We start from the raw sequence: 26,108 nt of genomic DNA on the forward strand, positions 1-26,108 counted from the left end.
GCAAACCCTTGTACTCTTAGGTCAAAAATTTAGCACATAGAGATATTAACTCTTATTTGGGTGCTAATAACAACCTTTGCACGAAGAAATTTCGGAGCGAGAGTAAGAGATGGATAAGCTAATCGTTACCGGCATCGATATAGGCCATAACAGCCTCAAAGCCGTAGTACTTAAACCCACAGGCAACAATTACGCTCTGTTGGGTTACAAAGAAATATTACTAAAGGAAGGTATTGTCGCTGAAAATAACACTATAAATCATCAAGAAATTGTAAAGACCCTAAAGCTGATTAAAAAAGAACTGCCTTTTGGTGCTAAAAAGGTCGCAATTTCAGTGCCTGATAATTCGGTGATCAGTAAAAAATTGCAAATAGAACAAAACCTTGAAGATAGCGAAGTTGAGTTTGCTGTGATTCAGGCATTTTCTCATCAATCGCCATTCCCTGTCGAAGAGCTGAGTTTAGACTTCGTCCGTCTTCGTGCCGAAGATGGGTTGCGTGGGACTGATAACTATCAAGTGTTTGCGACAAGAAAAGATGTGGTCGATAGTCGCGTGGATGCATTACAAAAATCCGGACTAAAACCCGTTTTAGTGGACGTGCATTCACAAAGTCTTGGTCATATCTGGAAGCTCACCGCCGATCGCTTTCCTGACAAAAATAAGTACTGCTTACTCGATATTGGCACCTCATCGAGCTCCTTTACCATGTTTACCGAACAAGGTGAGCTGTTTCACAAAGAGTTTGCTTGCGGCACACGCGGAGCAAACAGCCCTGTTCAAAATGATTTGATGTCCGATGATGCTCAGGAGAAAACAGAGCTGTTTAATCGCCAAATCGTGGAACGGGTGAAACGTCAGATGCAGCTCTACACCTCAATTAATGGCTCGCAAAATATCAAAGGTATCTGGTTATCAGGGGAAGGAGCTTCGACACCAATGCTCGCGGAAGAGTTATCTCAGCAACTGTCACTAGAGTGTGAATTGCTAAACCCGCTAGGGCTATTTGAGATGAAGGTGTCCAAACGTAAACGTCGTGCCGCGGATTGGCAGCATTTCTCTACAGCCGCAGGACTCGCGATTCGTGGCATTCATTGGCTAGGAGGTGCGCGTGCTTTATCGCATTAATTTACTTCCTTGGCGAGAGAACCAAAGAGAAGAGCACCGACGTCGTTTCATTAGCTTGGTCGCGTTAGGCATGTTGGTCGCCATTGGTATTCAATGGGGTATTGGAAAGTTTTTTGAGTACCAACAAGATCAGCAGCAGGAGCGGCTTGATTACCTTACTCACTACATTGCTGAGCTCGACCAGCGTATTGAAGCAATGAAAATCGCCGAGCAAGAGCACAGCAAAATCCTCGAACGTTTAAAAGTGGTTGAAGGGTTACAAAACGGTAGAAACAAAACGACCGAGTTTATGAACTTGATGCCAGCCGTCATTCCTGAAGGTGTATATGTCGACAAGATCAAAATGAATGATCTGGAAATTGAGATCTCGGGGATCTCTGATAGCACTCCAAAACTTGCCACGATGCTGGACAACATGGAGCGTTCGGCCAAGTTGAATGATGTAGAAATGCACTCCATCGTTCACGGAAAAGCGCGTTTTGGAAAAGAGTTCCAAACGTTCAAAGTGTCTTTCATGTTCAAAGTGCCGGAGAAGAAAGCGGAGGCCCAGCATGGTTGATTGGCAGGATCTCGAAATAGATGAAATGGCAGAGTGGCCATTGTTGCCTCAGCTTGTGGTTATCGCGCTGCTGATTTTCCTAATTCAAGGTTTTGGCTATTGGTTTTACCTTAAGCCAAAAGAAGAGCAATTGAATAACTTGGTCCAGCAGGAGCAGACGCTCAAGGTAGCACTGAAGATCAAAGCGAACAAAGTAGCTGCATTGCCTCAGCTTCAATCTCAATTGGATGAACTCACCACGCGTTACGAGTTATTACTACAACAACTGCCCGCGCAAAAAGAGTTGGCTACGATGCTCGCTTCGGTGAATGAACTCGGTATCGACAATAAGTTGACCTTTACCCGTATCGACTGGGGTGAGAAGCAATCAGAGCATTTCCTCTATCGTCTTCCTTTAAACATTGAGTTAACGGGAGATTTTCATGACATCGGACATTTTTCTCAGGCGATAGCAACGCTACCTCGAATCATCACGTTTAAAGATGTGACTTGGCAGCGTGTCAGCCAAGAAAGTGAAACTCTGCACTTTAGGGTACGAGCCAATACCTATCAGTTTAAGCCAGAGGAGACGAACAATGACAAGTAAGCATTTGTTACTGGTACTGATGGGGTCTCTGCTACTTGGATGTCAGGCGAATGATGAGTCATTAACGGATTTTATTCGAGGGGTGGAGAGTCAGGCGCGTCGAGATGTCGAGAAACTTAAGCCTGCAGATAAGTATGTTGCCGTCACGTACGCACCTGAAGTACAGCGAGCGCCCTTTGAGTTACCAAAAGAAGCCACGATCGCCACTCAGCCCGTTGCAAGAAAAGATTGCTGGCAACCACCTTCAAGAAGGCGCACTGGCAAATTAGAAAAATTCCCATTAAGCCAATTACGTTTGAAAGGAGTTATGGGCATGGGTAATACGGTTTCTGGTCTCATTCAGGCACCCAACGGCACCGTTTATAAAGTGAAGCCGGGGCAATACCTCGGACGCAACAATGGCAAAGTGACCCACGTCAGCCATTCCTATTTGTTAATTAATGAAACGTTGCCCGACGGCTTAGGGTGTTGGCAGAAGCGTAAAGTTAAGTTGGCTTTGAGATAGCCCCATTTATTTTTGATATTGAGTAATGAAAATGAGACAAGGATTAACACGTACACCAAGGATACTAACTGGGCTCTTCTCCTTATGGTTGTTTGTATTTTTAGCCCCTTTAGTGGCAGCAGAAGAAGTATCGTCTAATGCCTTAAAGAGTATCGATTTTCGCACTAATAAAGATAAAGACGCCGTTATTGTCGTTGAACTGGCGTCACCTGCCGCGATTGTTGATGTCAAACGCGTACAGGAAGGGTTAAGTATCGATTTGCTTAATACTTCGGTAAAAGACGAGCAACTGTATCTCCTAGACGTAAAAGATTTCTCGACTGTGGTTGAAAGCGTAGAGGTGTTTCGCGATACCTCAACTACGCGCTTGGTTGCGCACATTAATGAAGAATATACGCATGATTACCGTTTAACGGGGCGATTCTTGGAAATCAAAGTGGCTAAGATCAAACCCAATGAGAAAGCCCCGGATAAAAGCATTCTAGAAAAAGAAGGCAAGCTCATTTCAATTAACTTCCAAGATATTCCTGTACGTAACGTGTTACAGCTGATTGCTGACTACAACCAGTTCAACTTGGTTGTCTCAGACTCCGTAGAAGGTAACCTCACACTTCGTCTTGATGGTGTTCCGTGGCAGCAAGTGTTGGATATTATTTTGCAAGTTAAGGGGTTAGATAAGCGTGTTGATGGCAACGTGATTCTGGTTGCTCCAACAGATGAGCTTGATCTGCGCGAAAAACAGCAACTCGAAAAGCAGCAGCTAGAACAAACGATGGGAGAGCTTTCGTCTGAAATCATCAAGGTAAACTTCGCTAAAGCATCAGATATTGCAGAGATGATCAACGGAGAAGGGAACATCAGTATGTTGTCTGAGCGAGGCAGTATGACCATTGATGAGCGGACTAACTCGTTATTGATTCGTGAGCTACCTGAAAACATTGAAGTGATTCGAGAAATTATTGAATCTTTGGATATCCCGGTGAAGCAGGTTCAAATTGAAGCGCGTATTGTGACCATCAATGAAGGCAACATGGACGAGTTGGGAATTCGCTGGGGCTTTACCTCTATTAATGGCAATAACACGGTTGGAGGCTCTATCGAAAACAACCTTGCCACGATCGGTTTATATAACGGTGGTGGTGAAGGAGAAGACGGTGGTGACGGTGATGGAGTAGGTATCGATGACTTCCTAAACGTAAACTTAGCTGCAACCAGTCCAAACGCGACCAGCATTGCTTTTCAGGTTGCAAAATTAGGCTCAGACACCTTGTTAGACCTCGAGCTTTCTGCGCTGCAACAAGAGTCCAAAGCTGAGATTATCTCAAGCCCACGTTTGATCACTACCAATAAGAAGCCTGCCTATATTGAGCAGGGTACCGAGATACCTTATCTAGAGTCCTCATCAAGTGGTGCTACGACGGTAACGTTCAAAAAAGCAGTATTGAGTTTGAAGGTGACGCCACAAATTACACCGGATAACCGTCTTGTGTTGGACTTAAGCGTTACGCAAGATAGACCTGGACAAGTCGTGAAAACAGGCACTGGTGAAGCCGTTGCGATTGATACTCAGCGTATCGGGACGCAAGTGTTAGTAAATAACGGTGAAACCGTCGTTCTTGGTGGTATTTTCCAGCACAGCATTACTAACTCGGTGGACAAGGTGCCTTTGTTAGGCGATCTGCCACTATTAGGTGCGCTTTTCCGTCGAAGTTATGAAAATGTTGGCAAAAGTGAGCTGTTAATTTTCGTCACCCCTAAGGTGGTGATTCAGTAGTTCTACCTCGTGAAAAACTGATTAAATCAAAAATAAAGTTGCAATAGTGGCACCATGCTTGGATAATTTCGGGTCTTATCACGAATTATCTGTGAGGAACTGGTGCCACAAGCCTTGTAGAACAGCGATTTAGCTGTGTTTTCTTGTGGCGATCTTATTGAATCAATGTTGTAAATTACTGCTAAACATGGCTGAGAAACGTAATATTTTCCTTGTTGGCCCAATGGGCGCCGGCAAAAGTACAATTGGTAGACATCTAGCACAGCAACTGCATATGGAGTTTGTTGACTCCGATACAGTGATCGAAGAACGCACTGGTGCAGACATCTCTTGGGTTTTTGATGTAGAAGGTGAAGAAGGCTTCCGCAAGCGTGAAGAAGCGGTACTTGAAGACCTAACACAAGAGCAAGGCATCGTGCTTGCGACTGGCGGTGGCTCTGTTAAGAGCAAAGAAAACCGTAATCGTCTTTCGGCACGTGGTGTTGTTGTTTACTTAGAAACGACGATTGAAAAGCAACTTGCGCGCACAAACCGTGACAAGAAGCGTCCTCTACTTCAAACGGACAACCCTCGCGAAGTATTGGAGCAATTAGCTGAAGAACGTAATCCTCTGTATGAAGAAGTAGCGGATTACACTGTTCGCACTGACGATCAGAGTGCAAAAGTGGTAGCCAACCAGATCGTAAAAATGCTAGAAGAGAGATAAGTTTTTATCTTTTTTTTAATTGGAGCAAACCGATGGAACGGATTACGGTCAACCTAGCTGAGCGTAGCTACCCAATCTCTATTGGCGCCGGGTTATTTGAGGACCCGGCGTACCTCTCTCAAGTTCTCTCAAACAAAAATGCAAAACAAAAAGTTGTTGTGATCAGTAATGTCACAGTGGCGCCTTTGTATGCTGACAAAATTTTAAAGCAACTCGAGCAGCTCGGTTGTAGTGCATCCTTGTTAGAATTGCCTGACGGCGAACAGTACAAAAACTTGGATGTGTTTAACCAAGTGATGAACTTCCTCCTCGAGGGGAATTACGCTCGTGATGTTGTGATCATCGCGTTAGGTGGTGGCGTTATTGGCGACCTTGTGGGTTTTGCTTCTGCCTGTTACCAGCGTGGGGTCGACTTTATTCAAATACCAACGACATTGCTATCTCAAGTGGACTCTTCGGTGGGGGGAAAAACCGCGGTTAACCATCCGTTGGGTAAGAACATGATAGGTGCGTTTTACCAACCTAAAGCCGTGATCATTGATACCAACTGTTTATCGACGTTGCCTGAGCGTGAATTCGCAGCAGGTATCGCAGAAGTCATTAAGTACGGCATCATTTACGATGCAGACTTTTTTGTATGGTTGGAAGAAAACCTTGAACGCTTGTACGCGTTGGATAAAGAAGCGCTAACTTATGCCATTGCACGTTGCTGTGAAATAAAAGCGGAAGTGGTGGCTCAGGATGAGAAAGAATCGGGCATCCGCGCTCTGCTCAACTTAGGTCACACCTTTGGTCATGCGATTGAAGCTGAGCTTGGCTACGGCAATTGGCTGCATGGTGAAGCGGTTTCTGCTGGCACGGTTATGGCGGCCAAAACTTCGCATCTGCGCGGTCTTATCTCAGCAGAGCAATTTGAGCGTATTGTTGCGATTTTACGTCGTGCCAAACTGCCTGTTCATACTCCAGAAAGTATGAGCCTCGATGACTTCCTCAAACATATGATGCGAGATAAAAAAGTCCTCTCTGGTCAATTAAGATTAGTTCTACCTACAGGCATTGGTAGTGCCGAGGTCATTGCTGATACGACACAAGACGTACTCAAACAGGCGATAGACTTCGGTCGCGATATTTAACCTTGTAATGGCGCCTTTGGGCGTCATTCTTGTAGTGTATTAAGGTTATTAGATGAGTGTTGCTCACGTTCTGGAATTAGATTCTCAAATCGAGTTGCTTGATAGGTTAGGATTGCTGACTAATTTTGGTTCCAACTTCATTGCGATCAATGGTCATGATGGTTATGGAAAATCTTGGTTAGCGCAGCGATACCTTGAAGTGGGTGCCAGTAACAAGAATCAATGTTTGTTACTTTGTCATTCTAATCAAGATGATGTGCAGCGCCGCATCCTTATTTTGAGTCAACTGGTTTCGGACGCATTGTTTAATCAGCAAGAGCCTTTACTTGATAGCCTCGAAAGACTATTAGGTGATGAGCCTTGTGATATCGCGATTGTGGTTGATGATGCGCATTTATTAAGTGAGACGCTCGTTTCTGAGCTTTGGATGCTGGTTTTAGAGGCGCATCATAAGCCGAATTGGACCATCAATGTCTTATTATTTACGCAGTCTGGGCGCTTAGAAGGATTGCTGTCACGTCTCAGTTACGGACAAGAGATAAAGCCTGTTGAGCTTGATATTGATATGTTGTCCGAAGTGGAAGCCCGTCGTTTCTTTGAATCACTTGTTGCGCGCTATGTTGATGATGAGGCGGAGAAGCGGGTTCGAGATGCATTTAAAAAAGTTGACCCAGTACCGGGTGACATCATGGCGTTAGGAGAGATGAAAGTGGAAAAAAGGATCATTATCCGCTCGATTGTCGGTTCACCGCTGAATATTGCGTTAGTGGTATTAGCATTACTGTTGCTTGCTGCTGGTGGCTATTGGTGGATGTATAATCAACCAAGCCCTGATGATAAAGCGCAGCAAATTGCTGGTAGTTTAGAGCAAACGGCTATTCCAACTTTTGAAGAGTCAGGAATCAGTGCTGCGCAGTCTTCACTACAATCTGTGACTGATGACACTAGCACTGGCCTTGATGGCTCTGGCGCGATTGATGATTCTGATTCATTACCGCCAGCAGTAACGGAAGAAGTGGCGAGCGTTGGCAGTGATGACAATCAACAGAGAGTGGTGATTGAGTCGAATGTGGTCGATGCATTGCTTGAAGGTAAAGCTGATTCAGCAGACACAAAAGCGATTGATGATATCGTAGGTAATGATAAAGCAGAAACTGCTGATGAAACTGACTCTCCTTTGATTAAAGTCGTAAAACCAAATCAAGGTATGACGCAAACTTCTGCTCAGTCAGGAGAAGACGGTGCGAAGCAGCCTGTGGTTAAGTTTTCATTTGCTCGCGAAGAATTAAAAGCACTATCACCAAGAGCCTATACACTGCAGCTTGCTGCTATGACGTCAATGGAGGATGTACAAGCCTTCCTCGATGAGCATCAGCTGAATAATCAAGTACGAATTTATCCTACCGTTCGCAATGACACCGAGTGGTATATTATCACATACCAAGATTATCCGACAATTCAAATGGCTCGCGATGCCGTTGCAAGCTTGCCTGATTCGGTTAAGTCGGTGAGTCCTTGGGCAAAATCACTCCGTCAGGTTCATCGCGAAATTGATCGCGTGAAATAAACCTGAGCTTCGCTGAAAAATATGTTACATTCCGCAGCCTTAATTTTTGGTCGATAGATAGAGCAGTAGATGAAAAAGCAACGAGCCTTTCTTAAATGGGCAGGAGGAAAATACGGACTGGTTGAAGACATCCAACGTCATTTACCGCCGGCTCGAAAGCTAGTTGAACCTTTTGTTGGCGCGGGCTCAGTTTTTCTGAATACCGACTATGACCATTACCTACTGGCAGATATCAATCCAGATCTGATCAATCTGTACAACCTACTGAAAGAACGCCCTGAAGAGTACATCTCTGAAGCGAAGCGTTGGTTTGTTGCCGAGAATAACCGTAAAGAAGCCTACTTACACATTCGCGCTGAGTTTAATAAAACCGATGACGTGATGTACCGCTCTTTAGCGTTTTTGTACATGAACCGCTTTGGTTTTAATGGTCTATGCCGTTACAACAAAAAAGGCGGTTTTAACGTTCCGTTCGGTTCATATAAAAAGCCTTACTTCCCAGAGGCGGAATTGGAGTTTTTTGCCGAAAAAGCCAAGAAAGCCACGTTCGTTTGTGAAGGTTATCCAGAAACTTTTCGTCGAGCACGTAAGGGGAGTGTGGTGTATTGCGACCCTCCTTATGCACCGCTTTCAAACACGGCAAATTTCACCTCATACGCAGGTAATGGTTTCACGTTGGATGATCAGGCTGCATTAGCCGACATTGCTGAAAGAACCGCGACTGAGCGTGGTATTCCGGTTCTGATTTCCAACCACGACACTACGCTGACGCGTCGGTTGTATCACGGTGCAGATCTCAATGTAGTAAAAGTGAAGCGCACCATTAGCCGCAATGGCAGTGGTCGTAATAAAGTCGATGAGCTGCTTGCGCTTTTTCATGCCCCTGAGATGGACAAACCAAGCTCTTAGTTCTCACACTATTAAATCTAAATAGTGGATCTCCCCACTGGCTTCGGTAGAATTGCGCGCAGATTGTTTGCTCATTACTACTGAGGTCAGGTATGAAAGATTTTCTTATTGCTCCATCCATTTTATCGGCAGATTTTGCTCGTCTCGGTGAAGATGTCGAGAAAGTACTCGCAGCGGGTGCGGATGTGGTGCATTTCGACGTTATGGATAACCACTATGTACCAAACCTGACTTTTGGTGCACCTGTATGTAAAGCACTACGCGATTACGGCATCACAGCGCCAATCGATGTTCACCTAATGGTGAAACCGGTTGACCGCATTATTCCTGATTTCGCAAAAGCGGGTGCGTCGATGATTACATTCCATGTGGAAGCTTCCGATCATGTAGACCGTACACTGCAGTTAATTAAAGAGCACGGCTGTCAGGCTGGTGTGGTACTAAACCCAGCAACGCCACTTGCGAGCCTTGAGTTCATCATGGACAAAGTCGACATGATTCTACTGATGTCGGTTAATCCTGGCTTTGGTGGTCAATCATTCATTCCTCACACACTAGATAAACTGCGTGCCGTTCGTAAGATGATCGATGAGTCTGGTCGCGATATCCGTTTAGAAATTGATGGCGGTGTGAAGGTTGACAACATTCGTGAAATCGCAGAAGCGGGCGCAGACATGTTTGTTGCAGGCTCGGCGATTTTCGGTCAGCCAGATTACAAACAAGTGATCGACCAAATGCGCACGGAACTGGCTGAAGTAAAATAAGTCCTGATATACGCGCGATAATGCCCTGATTTTAAAGGCTGTCACTTTATTGGCAGCCTTTGTTATTTCTAGCGTTGGATGAAATAAAATATCCCCTGCGTTGAGCAAATAATCACTTGCCTATTTTGCGCCCTTTCTGTACTATTCGTGCTCCTTAAACTCAGTCAATTATCTTTAGTTCCTTGCTTCCTCTGGACGACTGAGCCATTTGTGGAAGCTGAATAATCCGTAAGGAGCAACCAATGCGTCATTACGAAATCGTATTCATGGTGCACCCAGATCAAAGCGAGCAAGTTGCTGGCATGATCGAGCGTTACACTGGTTCAATCACTGAAGCTGGCGGTAAAATCCACCGTCTAGAAGACTGGGGCCGTCGTCAACTGGCTTACCCAATCAACAAGCTTCACAAAGCTCACTACGTTCTTATGAACGTTGAAGCTGACCAAGCTGTAATTGATGAGCTAGAAACTGCTTTCCGTTTCAACGATGCAGTTCTGCGTAACATGATCATGCGTACTAAAGCAGCGATCACTGAGCAATCTATCATGCTTAAGCAAAAAGAAGAGCGTGCTCCACGTCGTGAAGAGCGTTCTGAAGCTAAGCCTGAAGCTAAGTCAGAAGCTGCTGAGTAAGTTTTCTTATGGCCAATCGAATGGAGCTGAGCGGCACCATAGCCAAACCGCCCATTCGTAGTAAAAGCCCTGGTGGCATTGAACACTGTCGGTTTTGGCTGGAGCATCGCTCTACTATTATCGAAGTTGACTTACCTCGACAAGTTTATTGTCGTATGCCGGTAGTCGTCAGCGGGCTTGGGTCACAAGCACTAACTCAGAATTTAGTTCAAGGCAGTAACATTAAGGTAAGTGGTTTTGTCACTTATCAAACCGGCCGAAATGGCGTGGGAAAATTAGTGTTACACGCCGACAACATTACTCAAATTTAAGATCAGGAGATAGCCCATGGCTCGTTTCTTCCGTCGTCGTAAATTCTGCCGTTTCACTGCAGAAGGCGTACAAGAGATTGATTACAAAGACGTAGCAACTCTTAAAAACTACATCACTGAAGCTGGTAAAATCGTACCTAGCCGTATCACTGGTACAAGCGCTAAGTACCAGCGTCAACTAGCACGTGCTATCAAGCGTTCACGCTACCTAGCTCTACTACCGTACACTGACAAGCATCAGTAATCGGTTCATTTTATTAAGAAAGAGGATTAAGCAATGCAAGTTATTCTACTTGATAAAATTGGTAACCTAGGTGGTCTTGGCGATACTGCAAACGTTAAATCTGGCTACGCTCGTAACTTCCTTATCCCACAAGGTAAAGCAGTTATGGCAACTAAAGCTAACGTTGAAATGTTTGAAGCTCGTCGTGCTGAACTAGAAGCTAAAGTTGCTGAGCAACTAGCTGCTGCAGAAGCTCGCGCAGAGAAAGTTAACGCTCTAGAAGCTGTAGTTATCGCTTCTAAAGCTGGTGACGAAGGCAAACTATTCGGTTCTATCGGTACTCGTGACATCGCTGACGCTATCACAGCTGCAGGCGTTGAAGTTGCTAAGAGCGAAGTTCGCCTTCCTGAAGGTGCTCTACGTACAACTGGTGAGTTCGAGATCAGCGTTCAACTTCACTCTGAAGTTTTCGCAACTGTGAACCTACAAGTTGTTGCTGCTGAGTAATTCAGTATCAAGACGAAATACTAAAAAGCACCTCTTCGGAGGTGCTTTTTTTATTTCTAAAACTGGGAGAAAAAACAGGTTAAAAAGCGAAGAGTAAATTAACGGAAAATACGCTATCCGCTTTGCTTAAGCCTTCAGGCACTTTATCGTGATACTGACGAGAGTGTGCCAGTTTCAGTGCAATATCTTCAGTAATATCATTGGTCACGCTGAGCTCACTATCGGCCCGTGTATTACTTTTACCTGTTACCAACGTAATATCAGCCGCGAAACTCAGGTTATCTAGTGCGTGCCAAGTCGTATTGATATTCCCTCGAAAAATGCCTTCTCGAACGATATCGGGAAAGACAATGTCGTCATCATCTATCTCATCTAAATTTGGTTCTTGATAACGAAAACCAGGACCGACTTCTACCTCTAAAATGAAGTTTTCAGTGTAGGAAAACTGGTAACCCAAACCACCTGATAAGGTGTAGTCTTTAAAATAGGCACTGTAACGAGAATCCACCCCTTTAAAGCTGCCATACAAATACGTTTTAGGACCTAACTTGTAGTCACTCTGTAGGGCGTAGGTGGATGAGCGTTTGTCTTCTTCACCGTCTTTGTACAAGTTGTAGTACTTCCATTCACCATTAGAACGGTGTCGACCTGACGTATATTCAGCACTCAAACGAGCATTCAGGGAACGAGAGTCCGTGTTACCTGTGTGAGCTTGATAGCCGAACTCCACCTCGGTTTTTAATGGGTCGGGCACATCAATATTTTGCTCTGGCTGTACTGATTCGTCAGCATACGATGCACTAGCGCATAGTAGGCTAAAGCTAAGTAACCAGTATCGGGACACATCAACCTCGAACGTAATTAAAAAGGAGGGGCATGATACTGATACAGATATTTTGTTGGGTCAATGGTAGGTTAATTTTTATTAGAGCTGGGCGGAAGAACCAGGCTATTACTTGTGCGGTTCGCATGTGGATTTCTTAACAAGTAATTGTCGCTTCGGGGAAGCATCTCAGTTAGGTTAAGGTTATAATCGTGGGTCAATAGTAGTTATCGAGCAAAGTCATGGCGGAAAACAGAAATCGCAAACCTTCAGACAGTCAGGTCGACGCAATCAAAGTGCCACCTCACTCACTAGAAGCCGAGCAATCAGTAATTGGTGGTCTTTTACTGGACAATGAACGTTGGGACACCGTTGCCGAACGTGTTGTAAGCAGTGATTTCTATAGTCGTCCGCATCGCCTAATTTTTGAAGGTGTAAAAACCATTCTTGAAGCGGGCAAGCCTCTCGATCTTATTACTTTATCGGAATACCTGGAGCGTCACGAGCAATTAGAAGATGTGGGCGGTTTTGCTTACCTTGCAGATTTGGCGAAAAACACGCCAAGCGCCGCTAACATTAATGCGTACGCTGATATTGTTGCCGAACGTGCGATCGTCCGTGGTTTGATCGGTGTCGCGAATGAGATTGCGGATGCGGGTTACGATCCTCAAGGTCGAAGTTCGGAAGATCTGATTGATATGGCGGAGAGTAAAGTTTTCGCCATCGCTGAGTCACGAACCAGTGAAAACGAAGGGCCACAAAATGTTGATAACATCCTCGAAAAGACGTTAGAACGTATCGAGTTGTTATATAAAACACCGCAAGATGGTGTAACGGGTGTCGACACAGGTTTCACTGACCTCAATAAGAAAACCGCAGGTTTGCAAGGTTCTGATTTGGTGATTGTCGCGGCGCGTCCATCGATGGGTAAAACGACCTTTGCGATGAACTTGTGTGAAAATGCGGCCATGCAACAAGATAAACCTGTGCTTATTTTCTCGCTAGAGATGCCGGCCGAGCAGTTGATGATGCGTATGTTGGCCTCTTTGTCTCGCGTTGACCAAACCAAGATCCGTACGGGTCAGTTGGATGACGAAGACTGGGCGCGTATTTCTTCTACTATGGGTATCTTGATGCAGAAGAAAAACATGTACATTGATGACAGCTCCGGTCTAACTCCGACCGAAGTGCGTTCACGCGCTCGCCGTATCGCACGTGAACATGGCGGTCTGTCGATGATCATGGTCGACTACCTTCAGCTTATGCGCGTGCCTGCACTCTCTGATAACCGTACGCTGGAAATTGCGGAGATATCGCGCTCTCTGAAAGCGCTGGCAAAAGAGCTGAATGTGCCCGTCGTGGCGCTGTCTCAGCTTAACCGTTCCCTAGAGCAACGTTCAGATAAACGCCCAGTAAACTCGGACTTGCGTGAGTCGGGCTCTATCGAGCAGGATGCCGACTTGATCATGTTCATCTACCGTGACGAGGTGTATCACCCAGATAGCCCGTACAAAGGCACGGCAGAAATCATCATTGGTAAGCAACGTAACGGCCCTATCGGCTCTGTACGTCTCACCTTCCAAGGTCAACACTCGCGCTTTGACAACTACGCGGGTCCTGCATTCGATATTGATGATGAGTAACCCCATGAGCTATATGAAAGCGGCCAAGGCGTGCATTGATTTGTCTGCGTTGCAGCACAACTTACAGCGCGTGAAAGCGCAAGCGCCCCAAAGTAAAGTGATGGCTGTAGTGAAGGCCAATGGTTATGGTCACGGATTACGTCACGTTGCAAAACATGCCAACCATGCGGATGCCTTTGGTGTTGCGCGCATTGAAGAAGCGTTGCAACTGCGCGCTTGTGGCGTGGTAAAGCCGATTCTATTGCTAGAAGGTTTTTACTCTCCAGGTGACTTACCTGTTCTTGTGACGAACAACATCCAAACCGTGGTGCATTGTGAAGAGCAGCTTATCGCTTTGGAGCAAGCCGACCTTGAAACTCCGGTTGTCGTGTGGCTTAAGATTGACAGTGGGATGCACCGTCTTGGCGTTCGCCCTGAGCAATATGATGAGTTTGTCACGCGGTTGAAAGAGTGTCCAAACGTAGCCAAGCCGTTACGTTACATGAGTCACTTTGGTTGTGCAGATGAGCTGGATAGCCATATTACTCCCCAACAGATTGAGTTGTTTAAGTCGTTGACCTCTGGTTGTCAGGGGGAGCGTTCACTTGCGGCCTCTGCGGGGTTGTTGGCATGGCCTCAAAGCCATTTGGATTGGGTTCGTCCGGGCATCATCATGTATGGTGTATCGCCATTTGATGACAAGACCGCACAAGATCTGGGGTATCAACCCGTGATGACACTTAAATCCCATCTTATTGCGGTACGTAAAGTTAAGAAGGGCGAAAGTGTTGGCTACGGCGGTATGTGGACCAGTAAGCGAGATACAAAAGTCGGTGTCATCGCAGTAGGGTATGGCGACGGTTACCCAAGAAGTGCTCCGAACGGCACTCCGGTTTGGGTAAATGGTCGTAAAGTACCTATCGCAGGTCGAGTTTCTATGGATATGCTGACGGTCGATTTGGGACCAGATGCAACGGATAAAGTCAGCGACGAAGCGATTCTTTGGGGGAAAGAGCTCCCAGTAGAAGAAGTGGCGGGTCACATTGGTACCATTGCGTATGAACTCGTGACTAAGCTAACGCCTCGCGTCGAGATGGAGTACTCAAAATAAACAGCGAAAGGCTAACCTAAGGTTAGCCTTTGTTTTATCTACTCACCGTTAATCGTAGCAATAACGCGGCGGCCGCCGCCAAAGTCTCGGTGCTCACCCAAGTAAATGCCCTGCCATGTTCCTAAAGCTAATCGACCATTTTGGATTGGTATCGTCACACTACTGCCAAGTAGGGATGCTTTAATGTGTGCTGGCATGTCGTCATCACCTTCATAGGTATGCTGATAATAAGGAGCACGCTCTGGCACAAACTTATTGAAGTGCGCTTCCATATCCATACGCACGGTTGGATCAGCATTCTCGTTTAAGGTCAAACTGGCGGAGGTATGTTGAATAAATAGGTGTAATAAACCTACTGAAAGCTCGTTTATTTGTGGTAATTGTTGTTCAATTTCATCAGTTATTAGGTGAAAACCGCGGCTTCTCGCTTTTAATTGCAGTGTTTTTTGTGCCCACATACGTGTTCCTTTGGAAATTTATAAATTGGCGTCTATCCTATTCCAATTAGAGCCTGTCATTAGTAAGTGATATGATTCTTGTCATCGTAAATGAATTGTTCATTTTCAGGGCAGGGAACGTGACCTAACTCAATGTGAGTGTAAATACTCTCAGTCATAATTGGCACCTGAAAAAAAATTACAAAGACTTGTTTTGTGGCAATTCGCCCAAACATCTAATTAATATTCTATTTGCTAAATCGGGGATTCCACAGTTTTCGCTAGACTGTAAGGAATGGAACCTACTGTAACATCGGGATAAAGACCATGTTGAAAAATATCAATCCAACGCAAACACAAGCTTGGAAAGCGCTAACTGCGCATTTCGAATCTGCACAAGATATGGATCTTAAAGAGTTATTTGCTCAAGACGCAGCGCGTTTCGACAAATACTCTGCACGTTTCGGCTCAGACATCCTAGTCGATTACTCAAAGAACCTCATCAATGAGGAAACTCTGAAGCACCTGTTCGCTCTTGCGAACGAGACTGAGCTGAAATCTGCAGTTGAAGCGATGTTCAGTGGCGAAGCGATCAACCAAACAGAAGGTCGCGCTGTTCTTCACACTGCACTACGTAACCGCGCGAATACACCAGTAATGGTAGACGGCGAAGACGTAATGCCAGCAGTGAACGCGGTTCTAGAAAAAATGAAATCATTCACTGAACGCGTTATCGGCGGTGAGTGGAAAGGTTACACAGGTAAAGCAATTACAGATATCGTGAACATCGGTATCGGTGGTTCTGACCTTGGTCCTTACATGGTGACGGAAGCTCTAGCACCATACAAAAATCATCTAAACCTTCACTTCGTATCTAACGTTGATGGTACTCACATCGTTGAAACGTTGAAGAAAGTTAACCCAGAAACGACGCTATTCTTGATCGCGTCTAAGACGTTCACAACGCAAGAAACCATGACTAACGCGCACACTGCTCGTGATTGGTTCCTAGAGTCTGCGGGTGATCAAGCGCACGTGGCTAAGCATTTTGCTGCGCTTTCAACGAACGCGACAGCCGTGTCTGAGTTCGGTATTGATACCGCGAACATGTTCGAATTCTGGGACTGGGTTGGTGGCCGTTACTCACTATGGTCTGCAATCGGTCTATCAATCGCATTAGCGGTAGGTTACGACAACTTCGTTGAGCTGCTTGAAGGTGCTCACGAGATGGACAAGCACTTCGTATCAACGGACCTAGAAAGCAACATCCCTGTGATCCTTGCTCTGATCGGTATTTGGTACAACAACTTCCACGGTGCGGAATCAGAAGCTATCTTACCTTACGATCAGTACATGCACCGTTTCGCGGCGTACTTCCAACAAGGTAACATGGAATCAAACGGTAAATACGTTGACCGTGAAGGCAATGCTGTGACTTACCAAACGGGCCCTATTATTTGGGGTGAACCAGGTACCAACGGTCAGCACGCGTTCTACCAACTGATTCACCAAGGCACTAAGCTGATCCCATGTGACTTCATTGCACCTGCAATCAGCCACAACCCAGCTAGCGATCATCACCAAAAACTGATGTCCAACTTCTTTGCGCAAACTGAAGCACTAGCGTTTGGTAAGAGTGAAGAAACCGTGAAAGAAGAGTTGGTGAAAGCAGGTAAGAACGCTGAAGAAGTGGCCGCGATCGCGCCATTCAAAGTGTTTGAAGGTAACCGTCCAACAAACTCTATCCTAGTGAAGCAAATCACGCCTCGTACGCTAGGTAACTTGATCGCAATGTACGAACACAAAATTTTCGTACAAGGTGTTATCTGGAATATCTTCAGCTTTGACCAATGGGGCGTGGAACTAGGTAAACAACTGGCTAACCAAATCCTACCTGAGCTTGCAGACGAGTCTCAAATCAGCTCGCATGACAGCTCAACAAATGGTCTAATCAACGCATTTAAAGCGTTCAAAGCTTAATGTTTGGTTTGAATAGATAAAGAAAAGGTCAGCAAATGCTGACCTTTTTTATTGCCTGAGGCAAAAACAAAATAGGTTGGCCAGTGCCAACCTATTTTTTCTCTTTTATTCGAAGCAAATTTCGATAAAGGCATTTCCCCATTGGGAAGAGAAAGGCATGATGATGATTGAGCCCTCACACTTGTGGCGAATCGTATGGCCTCGGCCAGAAACCACTACCGGTGTTGCCATATCAAAATCAAAACCACTTTCCGCCAGAATGCGTTTCGCACCACCAGTAACCATGTTGGTGATCTCACCCACCATATCGGTGACCTCTTCATTGAGTCCATTTGGACGCTCACCAAGCATGTTCTGCATGATTTCTAGAGCTAGCGCTTCATCAAAGGTAATCGACATTGAACCACGAGTTTGTGGACCTACCATGCCAATCAGACCAGAAACGTCACCTCGTGCGATCTCATCTTTTTTGATTCGCGGTTTTTGTGGCTTCAGCTCAAGAGAAGCCATGGTTTTTAGCACGTTCATTAAAGAAGCTAAAAACGGGTTTACAAATTCAGCGCGCATAACGTTCTTCTATACTTTTTCTTTCGTCTCGGAGGAACAGGCCTGGCATTCACCATGAGTTTCAATAACTTGGTTGGTCAGTTTGAATCCATGCTTCTCGGCGTTTTCGGCTAACAAGGATATCAGCGTCTCATCTTCGAGTTCAACGACATCACCACATTTATCGCAAATTAGTAATTGGAAAAAGTGCTGCTGAGTATTGAAAGAACAACAAGTAATAAAGCTATTTGTCGATTCCACTCGGTGGATGAAGCCTTGCTCTAGGAGAAAATCTAATGCTCGATAAACAGTGGGAGGCTTAGCCTGAGGCTCACTCTCTTTTAGTTGCTCCAATAGCTCATACGCACTTGAGGCGCGGCGATTAGAACAAATGAGTTCAAATACGCGTCGGCGTTGCGGAGTCAATCGTACTCCACGCTCTGCGCAGATACTTTCAATTTGTTCAATGATTGTTGGGTTCAAACCTTTCACCATAACTATCGGACGTGCTCTATGATAAATCATTTCTATACGAAGTTCGTTTAGAAATGCTTCATTTTACCCACTATCAGAACGAAAATCATGAATTAAAGCAAGTCAGTGGTGGTGTGAAGTCGGAATAGTCATCACAGAATGAATCAACGAGTGACGAATTCGTATTACTGCTGCATATTCTTAAGCATTTGGCTAGCCAGCCAACCAAATCATTCTCGCTGAAACTAGCACCTAGAGGTGCTTGGGTATACAATACCCGACTTATTTTTTGAGCGTACTGCTGCGCTCGACCTTGGCAACATAAAAACGGGTGTTTATATCATGACTCATTCTTGCAGGCTCTCCGTAGCACCAATGCTCGACTGGACCGATCGTCATTGTCGCTACTTCCATCGCTTAATGACCAAAGAAACCCTGCTGTACACTGAAATGGTGACGACAGGTGCGATCATTCATGGAAAAGGAGATTTCCTGGCTTACAACGAAGAAGAGCATCCGTTGGCCCTTCAGTTGGGTGGTTCAAATCCAGGAGACTTGGCAAAGTGCGCTAAACTGGCTCAAGAGCGTGGCTACGATGAGGTTAACCTCAATGTGGGTTGCCCGTCTGACCGTGTACAAAACGGTCGCTTTGGTGCTTGCCTAATGGCAGAACCACAGTTGGTTGCGGATTGTGTCGCTGCAATGAAGGACGTGGTTGATATTCCTGTGACAGTCAAGACTCGTATTGGTATTGATGATCAAGATTCTTACGAGTTCCTAACGGATTTTGTTTCTATTGTCTCAGAAAAGGGGGGCTGTGAGCAGTTCACTATCCACGCGCGTAAAGCTTGGTTAAGTGGTCTTAGTCCGAAAGAAAACCGTGAGATCCCACCATTGGATTACCCACGAGCTTACCAATTGAAGCAAGATTTTTCTCACTTAACCATTGCTATTAACGGTGGTGTAAAGTCACTAGAAGAAGCCAAAGCACATCTTCAGCATCTTGATGGTGTGATGATTGGTCGTGAGGCTTACCAAAGCCCATATCTACTGGCATCGGTAGATCAAGAGTTATTTGGCTCTAATGCTCCAGTGAAGAAACGCAGCGAAATTGTTGAAGAAATGTACCCATACATTGAAGCGCAATTAGCGAAAGGTGCGTACCTTGGTCATATTACCCGTCATATGTTAGGTTTATTCCAAAGCATGCCAGGTGCTCGTCAATGGCGTCGTCATATCAGTGAAAATGCGCACAAGCCGGGTTCTGGTTTAGAAGTGCTGCAAGACGCGTTAGCGAAGATTCCAAAAGAATTGAATGTGTAAAATTAACCAGTGGTTGGCTAAAATTACCAACTAAAGAACAAGTAAGCCAGAGTGCAGAAATGTATCTGGCTTTATTTTTGAATAAAAATCATTGTGTTATCGTCATCTTGGTAAGTTGGTATGGAAACTGCTCTGTTTATTAAAAACAAATGGAGAAGTGATTATGTTGGAGCTAATCTTTATTTTAGTCTTTGCGGCGACCCTATTGGTTACCGGTATCACAATGATGACCGTATTCGCAGCAACCGGTATCGCGTTAGTTGTGATGTTTTTACTGGGAATGGTCGGAGCGGTACTCAAACTATTGCCATGGTTAATCGTGATTGCATTGGGTGTTTGGTTCTTCAAGAATTACGTTGCCCAGCCCCGCTATAAATAACGAGTGACATGATTTAGTTGATAGAGAGACGTGAGAGTATGGTATATTTCCTCTCACGTCTTCAACGTGAACATCAGCTATCTCGGAGTACACACTACATGACAAATAAAGCGACCATCGCTTTAACAGCATTATCGTTGGCAGTATCTTTTCCTGTTTTTGCAGAATATTCTGTATCGACGAAAGTCGGCGCAGAGATCTGGGCTGCTGACACTAAAGTAAATGAAGTAAGACGAGATAGCAGCACAACAGGCGCATTTTACGCGGCGATTGAGCATGATGTGAAATACGTTCCTAATGCGCGTCTTCGTTACTCGAGCATTGATGCTGATTATATGGGGTTCAATAAGCTTGATTTCACCATGTACTACCAAATTCTGGAGCATGATTTATTGCATTTTGATGCGGGTGTTACATTCAGTAATTTAAGTGACACTAAATACATTGATGCTGGCTCAAACAAGCGTATAGAAGAGTTTGATGAGCTGATTTGGGCTTGGTACGGTTACGCAGAGATTCAAGTTCCGGACACAAATTTTGATGTGATTGGTGAGATAAACTTTGGTGACAACAAAGGTATCAAAAGTACTGATTTCATGGCAGGTGTTCAATACCATGTACCGCTCGAAAAAGCTCAACTGGCTTTTCGTGGTGGTTACCGCGTGATTGATTTGGAGTCCGAGAAATTCATGTCGGATCTAGGGAAAGAGTTTATTTTTGCTAACGGCTTTTTTGTGAGTGCAGAATACGCATTCTAAATGCAGCCAGATTAGATACTCGATTTTTTAAAACGTCGCTTTATAAGCGGCGTTTTTTTATATCACTTCATTATATTCAATCGAATTTTCTGCCTATTTTGCTGACTTAGACCATGCTTACCTAGGAGCAATGTGAAAGTTAAAGCAGGGATAGCGATGACAATAAACGAACTAAGACATCTATTCCGTGAAAACCAGCTTGTCGAAGCGATTATTGAACCTGCAATCCAAGAGGGTGGCTGGGTTGTGGAGTTCAGACATGCGCGCGGTGGTTTTGTTTTTCTGACGGACAGTCATGGTGAAGAATGTCTTTATGAAGATTTGGATGCAGCGTCAAAATCGGCAATGGCAGTAGGCTTTCAACAAGTCCGCATTGAAGATCGATGAGCAAAAAGTAAGCCGTTCTTACTTCCAAAAAGTTATAAAACATTCACTTCTATTCTTTCTTGTTATTAAGGAGAGTGGGTACTCTATCATCACGCAATGAATAGGGATGTCGTGATAATGTCTTTTCAAAAGAATGAGTATTCTCACAAGAATGTGTCTGAAGATAATAATGGGCAAGGAGGAAATCCTCCAATCGCAAGCCCTCTGAATGACCAACAAATTAGCTCACTCCAACAAACTGTCTCTGAGTTGTCTTCACAGCAACTTGCTTGGGTCAGTGGGTATTTTTGGGGATTAGCTCAAAATCAACCAAATACAGCGGTAACGCCAATTGCACAAGCGACGGCAGCCGTATCAGCGAAGCCTGCAGGTAAGTTGAGTATTATTTTTGCTTCCCAAACTGGCAACGCTAAAGGCGTTGCTGAAGCTCTAGAACAGGAAGCAAAAGCAGAAGGAATTGCTGTCGAACTTTTTGATGCAAGTGATTACAAAGGTAAAAACTTAGCCAAAGAAACGCATGTCATTATTGTGGCATCGACGAACGGCGAAGGCGAAGCACCAGATAACGCTATAGAGCTACACGAGTTTTTGCAATCTAAGAAAGCTCCTAAGCTGTCAAACCTTCAATATGGCGTTATTGCTCTGGGTGACTCGAGCTACGAATTCTTCTGCCAAACCGGTAAAGACTTCGACGCTTACCTATCAAAGTTAGGTGCGACCCCATTTATCGATCGTCTTGATTGCGATGTGGATTATGAAGCACCAGCAGCTGAATGGCGTAAGAATGCGTTAGGTAAGGTAAAAGATACGCTTTCTTCTGGCACTGAAGCGGATGTGGTTCAACTTCCTGTGGGTCAGGCGGCGACTGCGCACTCTTCTTACAATAAACAAAACCCATACACAGCGACGTTACTGACCAGTCAAAAAATCACGGGTCGTGATTCTGGAAAGGATGTTCGTCATATAGAAATTGACTTGGAAGGTTCGGGGTTAACGTATCAGCCTGGTGATGCGCTAGGTGTGTGGTTTGAAAATAGTTCAGAACTTGCTAATGCCATTCTTGGTAAGGTCGGTTTGTCTGGGGTTGAAACCGTTGATGTTGATGGCGAAAGCTTGTCAATCCATAGTGCTCTCGTGAGTAAATATGAAATCACAACATCTAACCCTCAGCTCATTACAAAGTTTGCCGAGTTATCCGGTAGCAAGAAGCTACAAAAGCTGGTTGACGATAAAGATAAACTTCGCGAGTACTCTGCAAATACTCAAATTGTTGATCTATTGGCAGAGAAGAAAACCAAGTTAACCGCAGATGAGTTGATTAGTTTGCTTCGTCGTCTTACTCCTCGCCTTTACTCTATTGCATCAAGCCAAGAAGAGGTCGATGAAGAAGTACACCTAACGGTTGCTTTGGTTGAGTACGAACAAAACGACGAAAAACGATATGGTGGTGCGTCGAGCTTCTTAGCACAGCGTCTCGAAGAGGGAGATGAAGTTAAAGTATTTGTTGAGCATAACAACAACTTTAAACTGCCGGAAGATGATAGCACTCCAATTATCATGGTTGGTCCAGGCACAGGGATCGCACCATTCCGTAGCTTTATTCAGGAACGTGAAAACCGCGATGCTGAAGGCAAAAACTGGTTGTTCTTTGGTGATCGTACTTTCACTCAAGACTTCTTATACCAAGTTGAATGGCAAAAGTACCTCAAGTCAGGAGTACTAAGCCGATTGGATGTTGCTTTTAGTCGTGACCAAGTAGAAAAAGTTTACGTACAACATCGCATCTTAGAAAACGCAGCTCAAGTGTGGCAGTGGATCCAAGAAGGCGCTTATATCTATGTCTGCGGTGATGCAACGCGTATGGCAAAAGATGTGCACGACGCACTGGTTATCGTTGCTGAACAAGAAGGCAAGATGCCGCGTGACGATGCAGAACAATTTATTAATGACCTACGTAAAGCGAAACGTTATCAGAGGGATGTGTACTAATGACTTTTTCTACTGAAAATAACAAGCAGATTGTATTAGGCGAAGAGCTAGGGCCGCTATCTGATAACGAGCGCCTGAAGCGAGAAAGCAACCTATTACGTGGCACCATTGAGCAAGATTTACAGGACCGTATTACTGGTGGCTTTACTGCCGACAACTTCCAGTTAATTCGTTTCCACGGTATGTATCAACAAGACGATCGTGATATCCGTAATGAACGCACAAAGCAAAAACTGGAACCATTACATAATGTGATGCTTCGTGCTCGTATGCCTGGAGGCATCATCACGCCAACGCAATGGTTAGCGATCGACAAGTTCGCAACGGAGCACTCTTTATATGGAAGTATTCGTCTGACGACTCGCCAAACGTTCCAGTTTCATGGGGTATTAAAACCGAATATTAAGTTGATGCATCAAACGCTCAACAGTATTGGCATTGATTCGATTGCAACCGCGGGTGATGTAAACCGTAACGTGTTGTGTACCACTAACCCAGTGGAGTCAGAGTTACACCAAGAAGCTTACGAATGGGCGAAGAAGATCAGTGAGCATCTATTACCAAAGACGCGCGCTTATGCAGAGATTTGGCTGGACGGTGAGAAAGTAGAAAGCACTGAAGAAGACGAACCGATTCTAGGCAAGAACTACTTACCACGTAAGTTTAAAACCACAGTGGTTATCCCACCGCAAAATGACGTAGACGTGCACGCCAATGATCTTAACTTCGTAGCAATTGCGGATAACGGCAAGTTGGTAGGCTTTAACGTTTTAGTTGGCGGCGGCCTAGCGATGACACATGGTGATACGTCAACTTATCCGCGCCGCGCTGACGACTTAGGTTTCATCCCATTAGAGAAAACGCTTGATGTTGCAGCGGCGGTGGTTACCACTCAGCGTGATTGGGGGAATCGCTCAAACCGTAAGAATGCCAAAACCAAATACACACTTGACCGTGTAGGTACTGATGTCTTTAAAGCCGAAGTCGAAAAGCGAGCAGGCATTCAGTTTGAAGCAAGCCGCCCGTACGAGTTTACTGAGCGTGGTGACCGTATTGGTTGGGTAGAAGGAATTGATGGTAAATATCATTTAGCGCTTTTCATCGAAAACGGTCGCTTATTAGACTTTCCAGGTAAACCACTTAAGACGGGTGTTGCTGAAATTGCCAAAATCCATAAAGGCGATTTCCGTATGACTGCCAACCAGAACTTAATTGTTGCGGGGGTACCTAAAAGCGAAAAAGCGAAGATCGAAAAGATCGCTCGTGAACATGGCTTGATGGATGACAATATCAGTGAGCAGCGCAAAAATTCAATGGCGTGTGTTGCCTTTCCAACGTGTCCGTTAGCAATGGCAGAGGCAGAGCGTTTTCTTCCTCAGTTTGTTACTGATGTGGAGGGGATTTTGGAAAAGCACAACCTACCAGAAAATGACAACATCATTTTGCGTGTAACTGGATGTCCAAACGGTTGTGGTCGCGCCATGTTGGCTGAAATTGGTTTAGTTGGTAAAGCGCCAGGTCGTTACAACCTACATTTAGGTGGTAACCGTGCTGGTACTCGAGTACCAAAAATGTACAAAGAGAACATCACGGATAAGCAAATCTTAGAAGAGATTGATCTGCTGGTGGCTCGATGGTCGAAAGAGCGTGAAGAAGGCGAAGCCTTCGGCGATTTCACAATTCGTGCTGGTATTATCCAAGAAGTGCTCGTATCAAAGAGGGACTTTCATGCTTGATTCTGTAGCATCCAGGCTTGAGCTTACAGAGTTATTGACATTAACAAAGACGGAGCAAATCCTCCGTCTTGCTCAAATTAATGTCGAGCTCGAAAAGCTTTCGGCACAAGATAGAGTAAAGTGGGCTTTAGAAAATCTAGAGGGCGAGTTTGCGGTTTCTTCTAGTTTTGGTATTCAAGCCGCGGTTATGCTTCATTTAGTGACTCAAGTCAAAGCGGATATCCCCGTCATTCTAACCGATACAGGATACCTGTTTGCTGAAACCTATCAATTCATTGATGAGCTGACAGATGCTCTCAACCTAAACTTAAAAGTTTATCGAGCGAAAGAAAGTGCGAATTGGCAAGAGGCTCGATATGGAAAGTTATGGGAGCAGGGTGTAGAGGGAATTGAAAAATACAACAAGCTCAATAAAGTGGAGCCAATGCGTCGAGCGCTAAAAGAGCTTAATGTTGGAACGTGGTTCTCTGGACTACGTCGAGAGCAAAGTAAATCACGAGCAGGTTTACCGATACTATCAATTCAGAACGGTGTGTTTAAGTTTTTGCCAGTAATTGACTGGACTAACAAAGACGTTCATTACTACTTAGAACAACACGGCCTTAAATACCACCCATTGTGGGATGAAGGTTACCTTTCAGTTGGTGATACTCATACCACTCGTAAATGGGAGCCGGGAATGTCAGAGGAAGAAACTCGATTCTTTGGTTTAAAACGAGAGTGTGGTTTACATGAAGATGATGGTTCAGAACAAGATGGGTCCGGCATATAACCATAATGACCTTTAAATCGAGTTTAGAGTAAATAAAGAAAGCTGCAATAAAGCAGCTTTCTTTATTTATAGCACCTGAAAAACACGCTTTATAGAATAACTCTGTGGATAAGTTGTGCGAGTTCTTGGGGTAAAGTTGAATAAATAAAGCTTTGATCGAAAACTCATCGCTTAACCATTATTTTTGCAATTTTTGAAAAATAACGCTTGCCAATGTGAGCGCGATCTCTATAATGCCTCCTCGTCGACAGGGCAAGGGCTCACAAGGGTTTAAGCAAAGTCGGCAAGGCTGAAAAGAAAAACGAAATAATTTGAAAAAGTGTTTGACACAATAAATTATCTCGCTAGAATGGCCGCCTCTTCCGAAGTGATGTCAATCACAAAGAAGAGTTGCTCTTTAACAATATAGACCTATCAATCTGTGTGGGCACTCGTTGATGATAATCCAATTAGAAACTTCGGTTTCAAA

At 44.8% G+C, this 26,108-nt stretch carries 28 protein-coding genes; 24 read left to right on the forward strand and 4 right to left on the reverse strand.

Going from position 1 to position 26,108, the window contains the following annotated elements; all coding sequences use genetic code 11:
- The first annotated feature begins 109 nt into the window (after positions 1-109).
- The 14 genes from pilM to rplI all read left to right on the forward strand — a co-directional run bounded on the left by pilM (position 110) and on the right by rplI (position 11,302).
- Positions 110-1,126, forward strand: a complete 1,017-nt coding sequence (gene pilM / locus ACWPOD_RS22085; protein WP_046874633.1) for a type IV pilus biogenesis protein PilM — start codon at positions 110-112, stop codon at positions 1,124-1,126.
- Entirely contained in the window at positions 1,110-1,685 is a 576-nt protein-coding gene (locus ACWPOD_RS22090) for a PilN domain-containing protein (RefSeq protein ID WP_005395717.1), read from the forward strand. The genes pilM and ACWPOD_RS22090 overlap by 17 nt, the downstream gene beginning before the upstream one ends.
- Positions 1,678-2,271, forward strand: a complete 594-nt coding sequence (locus ACWPOD_RS22095) for a type IV pilus inner membrane component PilO (protein WP_012841351.1) — start codon at positions 1,678-1,680, stop codon at positions 2,269-2,271. Before ACWPOD_RS22090 ends, ACWPOD_RS22095 begins: the two co-directional genes overlap by 8 nt.
- Positions 2,261-2,776 (forward strand): pilus assembly protein PilP, encoded by a 516-nt coding sequence (locus tag ACWPOD_RS22100; protein ID WP_456232242.1) that lies wholly within the window; start codon positions 2,261-2,263, stop codon positions 2,774-2,776. The genes ACWPOD_RS22095 and ACWPOD_RS22100 overlap by 11 nt, the downstream gene beginning before the upstream one ends.
- A gap of 25 nt (positions 2,777-2,801) precedes the next feature.
- Positions 2,802-4,550 (forward strand): type IV pilus secretin PilQ, encoded by a 1,749-nt coding sequence (locus ACWPOD_RS22105; RefSeq protein WP_006742777.1) that lies wholly within the window; start codon positions 2,802-2,804, stop codon positions 4,548-4,550.
- A 187-nt stretch (positions 4,551-4,737) separates the two neighbouring features.
- Positions 4,738-5,256, forward strand: coding sequence for a shikimate kinase AroK (aroK, locus tag ACWPOD_RS22110; RefSeq protein ID WP_005381319.1), 519 nt, complete (start codon positions 4,738-4,740; stop codon positions 5,254-5,256).
- A 32-nt stretch (positions 5,257-5,288) separates the two neighbouring features.
- Complete coding sequence (gene aroB / locus ACWPOD_RS22115) at positions 5,289-6,389, forward strand: 3-dehydroquinate synthase (protein ID WP_104971007.1); 1,101 nt, start codon at positions 5,289-5,291, stop codon at positions 6,387-6,389.
- 52 nt (positions 6,390-6,441) lie between these two features.
- Complete coding sequence (locus ACWPOD_RS22120; protein ID WP_256950151.1) at positions 6,442-7,956, forward strand: SPOR domain-containing protein; 1,515 nt, start codon at positions 6,442-6,444, stop codon at positions 7,954-7,956.
- A gap of 69 nt (positions 7,957-8,025) precedes the next feature.
- Positions 8,026-8,865 carry a Dam family site-specific DNA-(adenine-N6)-methyltransferase gene (locus ACWPOD_RS22125; protein WP_047009939.1) on the forward strand — a complete coding sequence of 280 codons (840 nt, stop codon included), beginning with the start codon at positions 8,026-8,028 and terminating at the stop codon, positions 8,863-8,865.
- 92 nt (positions 8,866-8,957) lie between these two features.
- Positions 8,958-9,629 carry a ribulose-phosphate 3-epimerase gene (gene rpe / locus ACWPOD_RS22130; protein WP_005395709.1) on the forward strand — a complete coding sequence of 224 codons (672 nt, stop codon included), beginning with the start codon at positions 8,958-8,960 and terminating at the stop codon, positions 9,627-9,629.
- 242 nt (positions 9,630-9,871) lie between these two features.
- The gene (rpsF, locus tag ACWPOD_RS22135; RefSeq protein WP_005381299.1) at positions 9,872-10,261 is read left to right on the forward strand and encodes a 30S ribosomal protein S6; all 390 of its coding nucleotides are present in this window, start codon (positions 9,872-9,874) and stop codon (positions 10,259-10,261) included.
- A gap of 8 nt (positions 10,262-10,269) precedes the next feature.
- Positions 10,270-10,572, forward strand: a complete 303-nt coding sequence (priB, locus tag ACWPOD_RS22140) for a primosomal replication protein N (RefSeq protein WP_456232243.1) — start codon at positions 10,270-10,272, stop codon at positions 10,570-10,572.
- A 16-nt stretch (positions 10,573-10,588) separates the two neighbouring features.
- Positions 10,589-10,816, forward strand: a complete 228-nt coding sequence (rpsR, locus tag ACWPOD_RS22145; RefSeq protein ID WP_000090472.1) for a 30S ribosomal protein S18 — start codon at positions 10,589-10,591, stop codon at positions 10,814-10,816.
- Positions 10,817-10,849: 33 nt separating this feature from the next.
- Positions 10,850-11,302 carry a 50S ribosomal protein L9 gene (rplI, locus tag ACWPOD_RS22150; RefSeq protein ID WP_005381278.1) on the forward strand — a complete coding sequence of 151 codons (453 nt, stop codon included), beginning with the start codon at positions 10,850-10,852 and terminating at the stop codon, positions 11,300-11,302.
- A gap of 79 nt (positions 11,303-11,381) precedes the next feature.
- Here rplI and ACWPOD_RS22155 read toward each other — a convergent pair whose 3' ends face one another.
- On the reverse strand, positions 11,382-12,146 hold the full coding sequence (locus tag ACWPOD_RS22155) for a DUF481 domain-containing protein (RefSeq protein WP_006743223.1): 765 nt from the start codon (positions 12,144-12,146) through the stop codon (positions 11,382-11,384).
- Between the two features lie 221 nt (positions 12,147-12,367).
- Here ACWPOD_RS22155 and ACWPOD_RS22160 point away from each other — a divergent pair, with 221 nt between their 5' ends.
- Both ACWPOD_RS22160 and alr read left to right on the forward strand, forming a co-directional pair.
- The gene (locus tag ACWPOD_RS22160) at positions 12,368-13,768 is read left to right on the forward strand and encodes a replicative DNA helicase (RefSeq protein ID WP_167426190.1); all 1,401 of its coding nucleotides are present in this window, start codon (positions 12,368-12,370) and stop codon (positions 13,766-13,768) included.
- Positions 13,769-13,781: 13 nt separating this feature from the next.
- Positions 13,782-14,858: an alanine racemase gene (gene alr, locus ACWPOD_RS22165; RefSeq protein WP_198912757.1), complete on the forward strand. Its 1,077-nt coding sequence runs from the start codon at positions 13,782-13,784 to the stop codon at positions 14,856-14,858.
- Positions 14,859-14,896: 38 nt separating this feature from the next.
- Here the strand turns inward: alr and ACWPOD_RS22170 are convergent, their stop codons facing one another.
- Complete coding sequence (locus ACWPOD_RS22170; RefSeq protein ID WP_046874640.1) at positions 14,897-15,316, reverse strand: secondary thiamine-phosphate synthase enzyme YjbQ; 420 nt, start codon at positions 15,314-15,316, stop codon at positions 14,897-14,899.
- A gap of 306 nt (positions 15,317-15,622) precedes the next feature.
- On the opposite strand from ACWPOD_RS22170, the gene pgi reads away from it, so the two are divergent.
- Positions 15,623-17,275 carry a glucose-6-phosphate isomerase gene (pgi, locus tag ACWPOD_RS22175; RefSeq protein ID WP_456232244.1) on the forward strand — a complete coding sequence of 551 codons (1,653 nt, stop codon included), beginning with the start codon at positions 15,623-15,625 and terminating at the stop codon, positions 17,273-17,275.
- A gap of 105 nt (positions 17,276-17,380) precedes the next feature.
- Here the strand turns inward: pgi and ACWPOD_RS22180 are convergent, their stop codons facing one another.
- Positions 17,381-17,842 carry a chemotaxis protein CheX gene (locus tag ACWPOD_RS22180; RefSeq protein ID WP_005381269.1) on the reverse strand — a complete coding sequence of 154 codons (462 nt, stop codon included), beginning with the start codon at positions 17,840-17,842 and terminating at the stop codon, positions 17,381-17,383.
- A 9-nt stretch (positions 17,843-17,851) separates the two neighbouring features.
- On the reverse strand, positions 17,852-18,316 hold the full coding sequence (gene zur / locus ACWPOD_RS22185; RefSeq protein WP_005381268.1) for a zinc uptake transcriptional repressor Zur: 465 nt from the start codon (positions 18,314-18,316) through the stop codon (positions 17,852-17,854).
- A gap of 321 nt (positions 18,317-18,637) precedes the next feature.
- Here zur and dusA point away from each other — a divergent pair, with 321 nt between their 5' ends.
- The 7 genes from dusA (at position 18,638) to ACWPOD_RS22220 (ending at position 25,639) form a co-directional block, all read left to right on the forward strand.
- Positions 18,638-19,618, forward strand: a complete 981-nt coding sequence (gene dusA, locus ACWPOD_RS22190) for a tRNA dihydrouridine(20/20a) synthase DusA (RefSeq protein ID WP_150918228.1) — start codon at positions 18,638-18,640, stop codon at positions 19,616-19,618.
- Between the two features lie 163 nt (positions 19,619-19,781).
- A complete protein-coding gene (pspG, locus tag ACWPOD_RS22195; protein WP_005398086.1) occupies positions 19,782-19,997 on the forward strand; it encodes an envelope stress response protein PspG in 216 nt (71 codons plus the stop codon).
- 98 nt (positions 19,998-20,095) lie between these two features.
- Complete coding sequence (locus ACWPOD_RS22200) at positions 20,096-20,755, forward strand: TIGR04219 family outer membrane beta-barrel protein (RefSeq protein ID WP_005398096.1); 660 nt, start codon at positions 20,096-20,098, stop codon at positions 20,753-20,755.
- 156 nt (positions 20,756-20,911) lie between these two features.
- Entirely contained in the window at positions 20,912-21,142 is a 231-nt protein-coding gene (locus tag ACWPOD_RS22205) for a hypothetical protein (protein WP_005455817.1), read from the forward strand.
- Between the two features lie 117 nt (positions 21,143-21,259).
- Positions 21,260-23,131, forward strand: a complete 1,872-nt coding sequence (locus ACWPOD_RS22210; RefSeq protein WP_174856085.1) for an assimilatory sulfite reductase (NADPH) flavoprotein subunit — start codon at positions 21,260-21,262, stop codon at positions 23,129-23,131.
- A complete protein-coding gene (gene cysI, locus ACWPOD_RS22215) occupies positions 23,131-24,867 on the forward strand; it encodes an assimilatory sulfite reductase (NADPH) hemoprotein subunit (protein WP_074191317.1) in 1,737 nt (578 codons plus the stop codon). Before ACWPOD_RS22210 ends, cysI begins: the two co-directional genes overlap by 1 nt.
- Positions 24,860-25,639, forward strand: a complete 780-nt coding sequence (locus ACWPOD_RS22220) for a phosphoadenylyl-sulfate reductase (protein WP_006743230.1) — start codon at positions 24,860-24,862, stop codon at positions 25,637-25,639. Before cysI ends, ACWPOD_RS22220 begins: the two co-directional genes overlap by 8 nt.
- The last annotated feature ends 469 nt before the right edge of the window (positions 25,640-26,108 follow it).

Source organism: Vibrio sp. JZG120 (assembly GCF_053890955.1).

What these genes read in the sequence shown, in the direction of transcription:
- pspG (WP_005398086.1), top strand. Translation starts at nt 19,782, where the DNA reads ATGTTGGAGCTAATCTTTATTTTAGTCTTTGCGGCGACCCTATTGGTT.
- ACWPOD_RS22200 (WP_005398096.1), top strand. Translation starts at nt 20,096, where the DNA reads ATGACAAATAAAGCGACCATCGCTTTAACAGCATTATCGTTGGCAGTA.
- cysI (WP_074191317.1), top strand. Translation starts at nt 23,131, where the DNA reads ATGACTTTTTCTACTGAAAATAACAAGCAGATTGTATTAGGCGAAGAG.
- ACWPOD_RS22105 (WP_006742777.1), top strand. Translation starts at nt 2,802, where the DNA reads ATGAAAATGAGACAAGGATTAACACGTACACCAAGGATACTAACTGGG.
- ACWPOD_RS22100 (WP_456232242.1), top strand. Translation starts at nt 2,261, where the DNA reads ATGACAAGTAAGCATTTGTTACTGGTACTGATGGGGTCTCTGCTACTT.
- ACWPOD_RS22205 (WP_005455817.1), top strand. Translation starts at nt 20,912, where the DNA reads ATGACAATAAACGAACTAAGACATCTATTCCGTGAAAACCAGCTTGTC.
- alr (WP_198912757.1), top strand. Translation starts at nt 13,782, where the DNA reads ATGAAAGCGGCCAAGGCGTGCATTGATTTGTCTGCGTTGCAGCACAAC.
- pilM (WP_046874633.1), top strand. Translation starts at nt 110, where the DNA reads ATGGATAAGCTAATCGTTACCGGCATCGATATAGGCCATAACAGCCTC.
- rpsF (WP_005381299.1), top strand. Translation starts at nt 9,872, where the DNA reads ATGCGTCATTACGAAATCGTATTCATGGTGCACCCAGATCAAAGCGAG.
- rplI (WP_005381278.1), top strand. Translation starts at nt 10,850, where the DNA reads ATGCAAGTTATTCTACTTGATAAAATTGGTAACCTAGGTGGTCTTGGC.
- ACWPOD_RS22210 (WP_174856085.1), top strand. Translation starts at nt 21,260, where the DNA reads ATGTCTTTTCAAAAGAATGAGTATTCTCACAAGAATGTGTCTGAAGAT.
- priB (WP_456232243.1), top strand. Translation starts at nt 10,270, where the DNA reads ATGGCCAATCGAATGGAGCTGAGCGGCACCATAGCCAAACCGCCCATT.
- ACWPOD_RS22095 (WP_012841351.1), top strand. Translation starts at nt 1,678, where the DNA reads ATGGTTGATTGGCAGGATCTCGAAATAGATGAAATGGCAGAGTGGCCA.
- aroK (WP_005381319.1), top strand. Translation starts at nt 4,738, where the DNA reads ATGGCTGAGAAACGTAATATTTTCCTTGTTGGCCCAATGGGCGCCGGC.
- pgi (WP_456232244.1), top strand. Translation starts at nt 15,623, where the DNA reads ATGTTGAAAAATATCAATCCAACGCAAACACAAGCTTGGAAAGCGCTA.
- ACWPOD_RS22180 (WP_005381269.1), bottom strand. Translation starts at nt 17,842, where the DNA reads ATGCGCGCTGAATTTGTAAACCCGTTTTTAGCTTCTTTAATGAACGTG.
- ACWPOD_RS22120 (WP_256950151.1), top strand. Translation starts at nt 6,442, where the DNA reads ATGAGTGTTGCTCACGTTCTGGAATTAGATTCTCAAATCGAGTTGCTT.
- dusA (WP_150918228.1), top strand. Translation starts at nt 18,638, where the DNA reads ATGACTCATTCTTGCAGGCTCTCCGTAGCACCAATGCTCGACTGGACC.
- ACWPOD_RS22125 (WP_047009939.1), top strand. Translation starts at nt 8,026, where the DNA reads ATGAAAAAGCAACGAGCCTTTCTTAAATGGGCAGGAGGAAAATACGGA.
- rpe (WP_005395709.1), top strand. Translation starts at nt 8,958, where the DNA reads ATGAAAGATTTTCTTATTGCTCCATCCATTTTATCGGCAGATTTTGCT.
- ACWPOD_RS22160 (WP_167426190.1), top strand. Translation starts at nt 12,368, where the DNA reads ATGGCGGAAAACAGAAATCGCAAACCTTCAGACAGTCAGGTCGACGCA.
- aroB (WP_104971007.1), top strand. Translation starts at nt 5,289, where the DNA reads ATGGAACGGATTACGGTCAACCTAGCTGAGCGTAGCTACCCAATCTCT.
- zur (WP_005381268.1), bottom strand. Translation starts at nt 18,316, where the DNA reads ATGGTGAAAGGTTTGAACCCAACAATCATTGAACAAATTGAAAGTATC.
- ACWPOD_RS22220 (WP_006743230.1), top strand. Translation starts at nt 24,860, where the DNA reads ATGCTTGATTCTGTAGCATCCAGGCTTGAGCTTACAGAGTTATTGACA.
- ACWPOD_RS22170 (WP_046874640.1), bottom strand. Translation starts at nt 15,316, where the DNA reads ATGTGGGCACAAAAAACACTGCAATTAAAAGCGAGAAGCCGCGGTTTT.
- rpsR (WP_000090472.1), top strand. Translation starts at nt 10,589, where the DNA reads ATGGCTCGTTTCTTCCGTCGTCGTAAATTCTGCCGTTTCACTGCAGAA.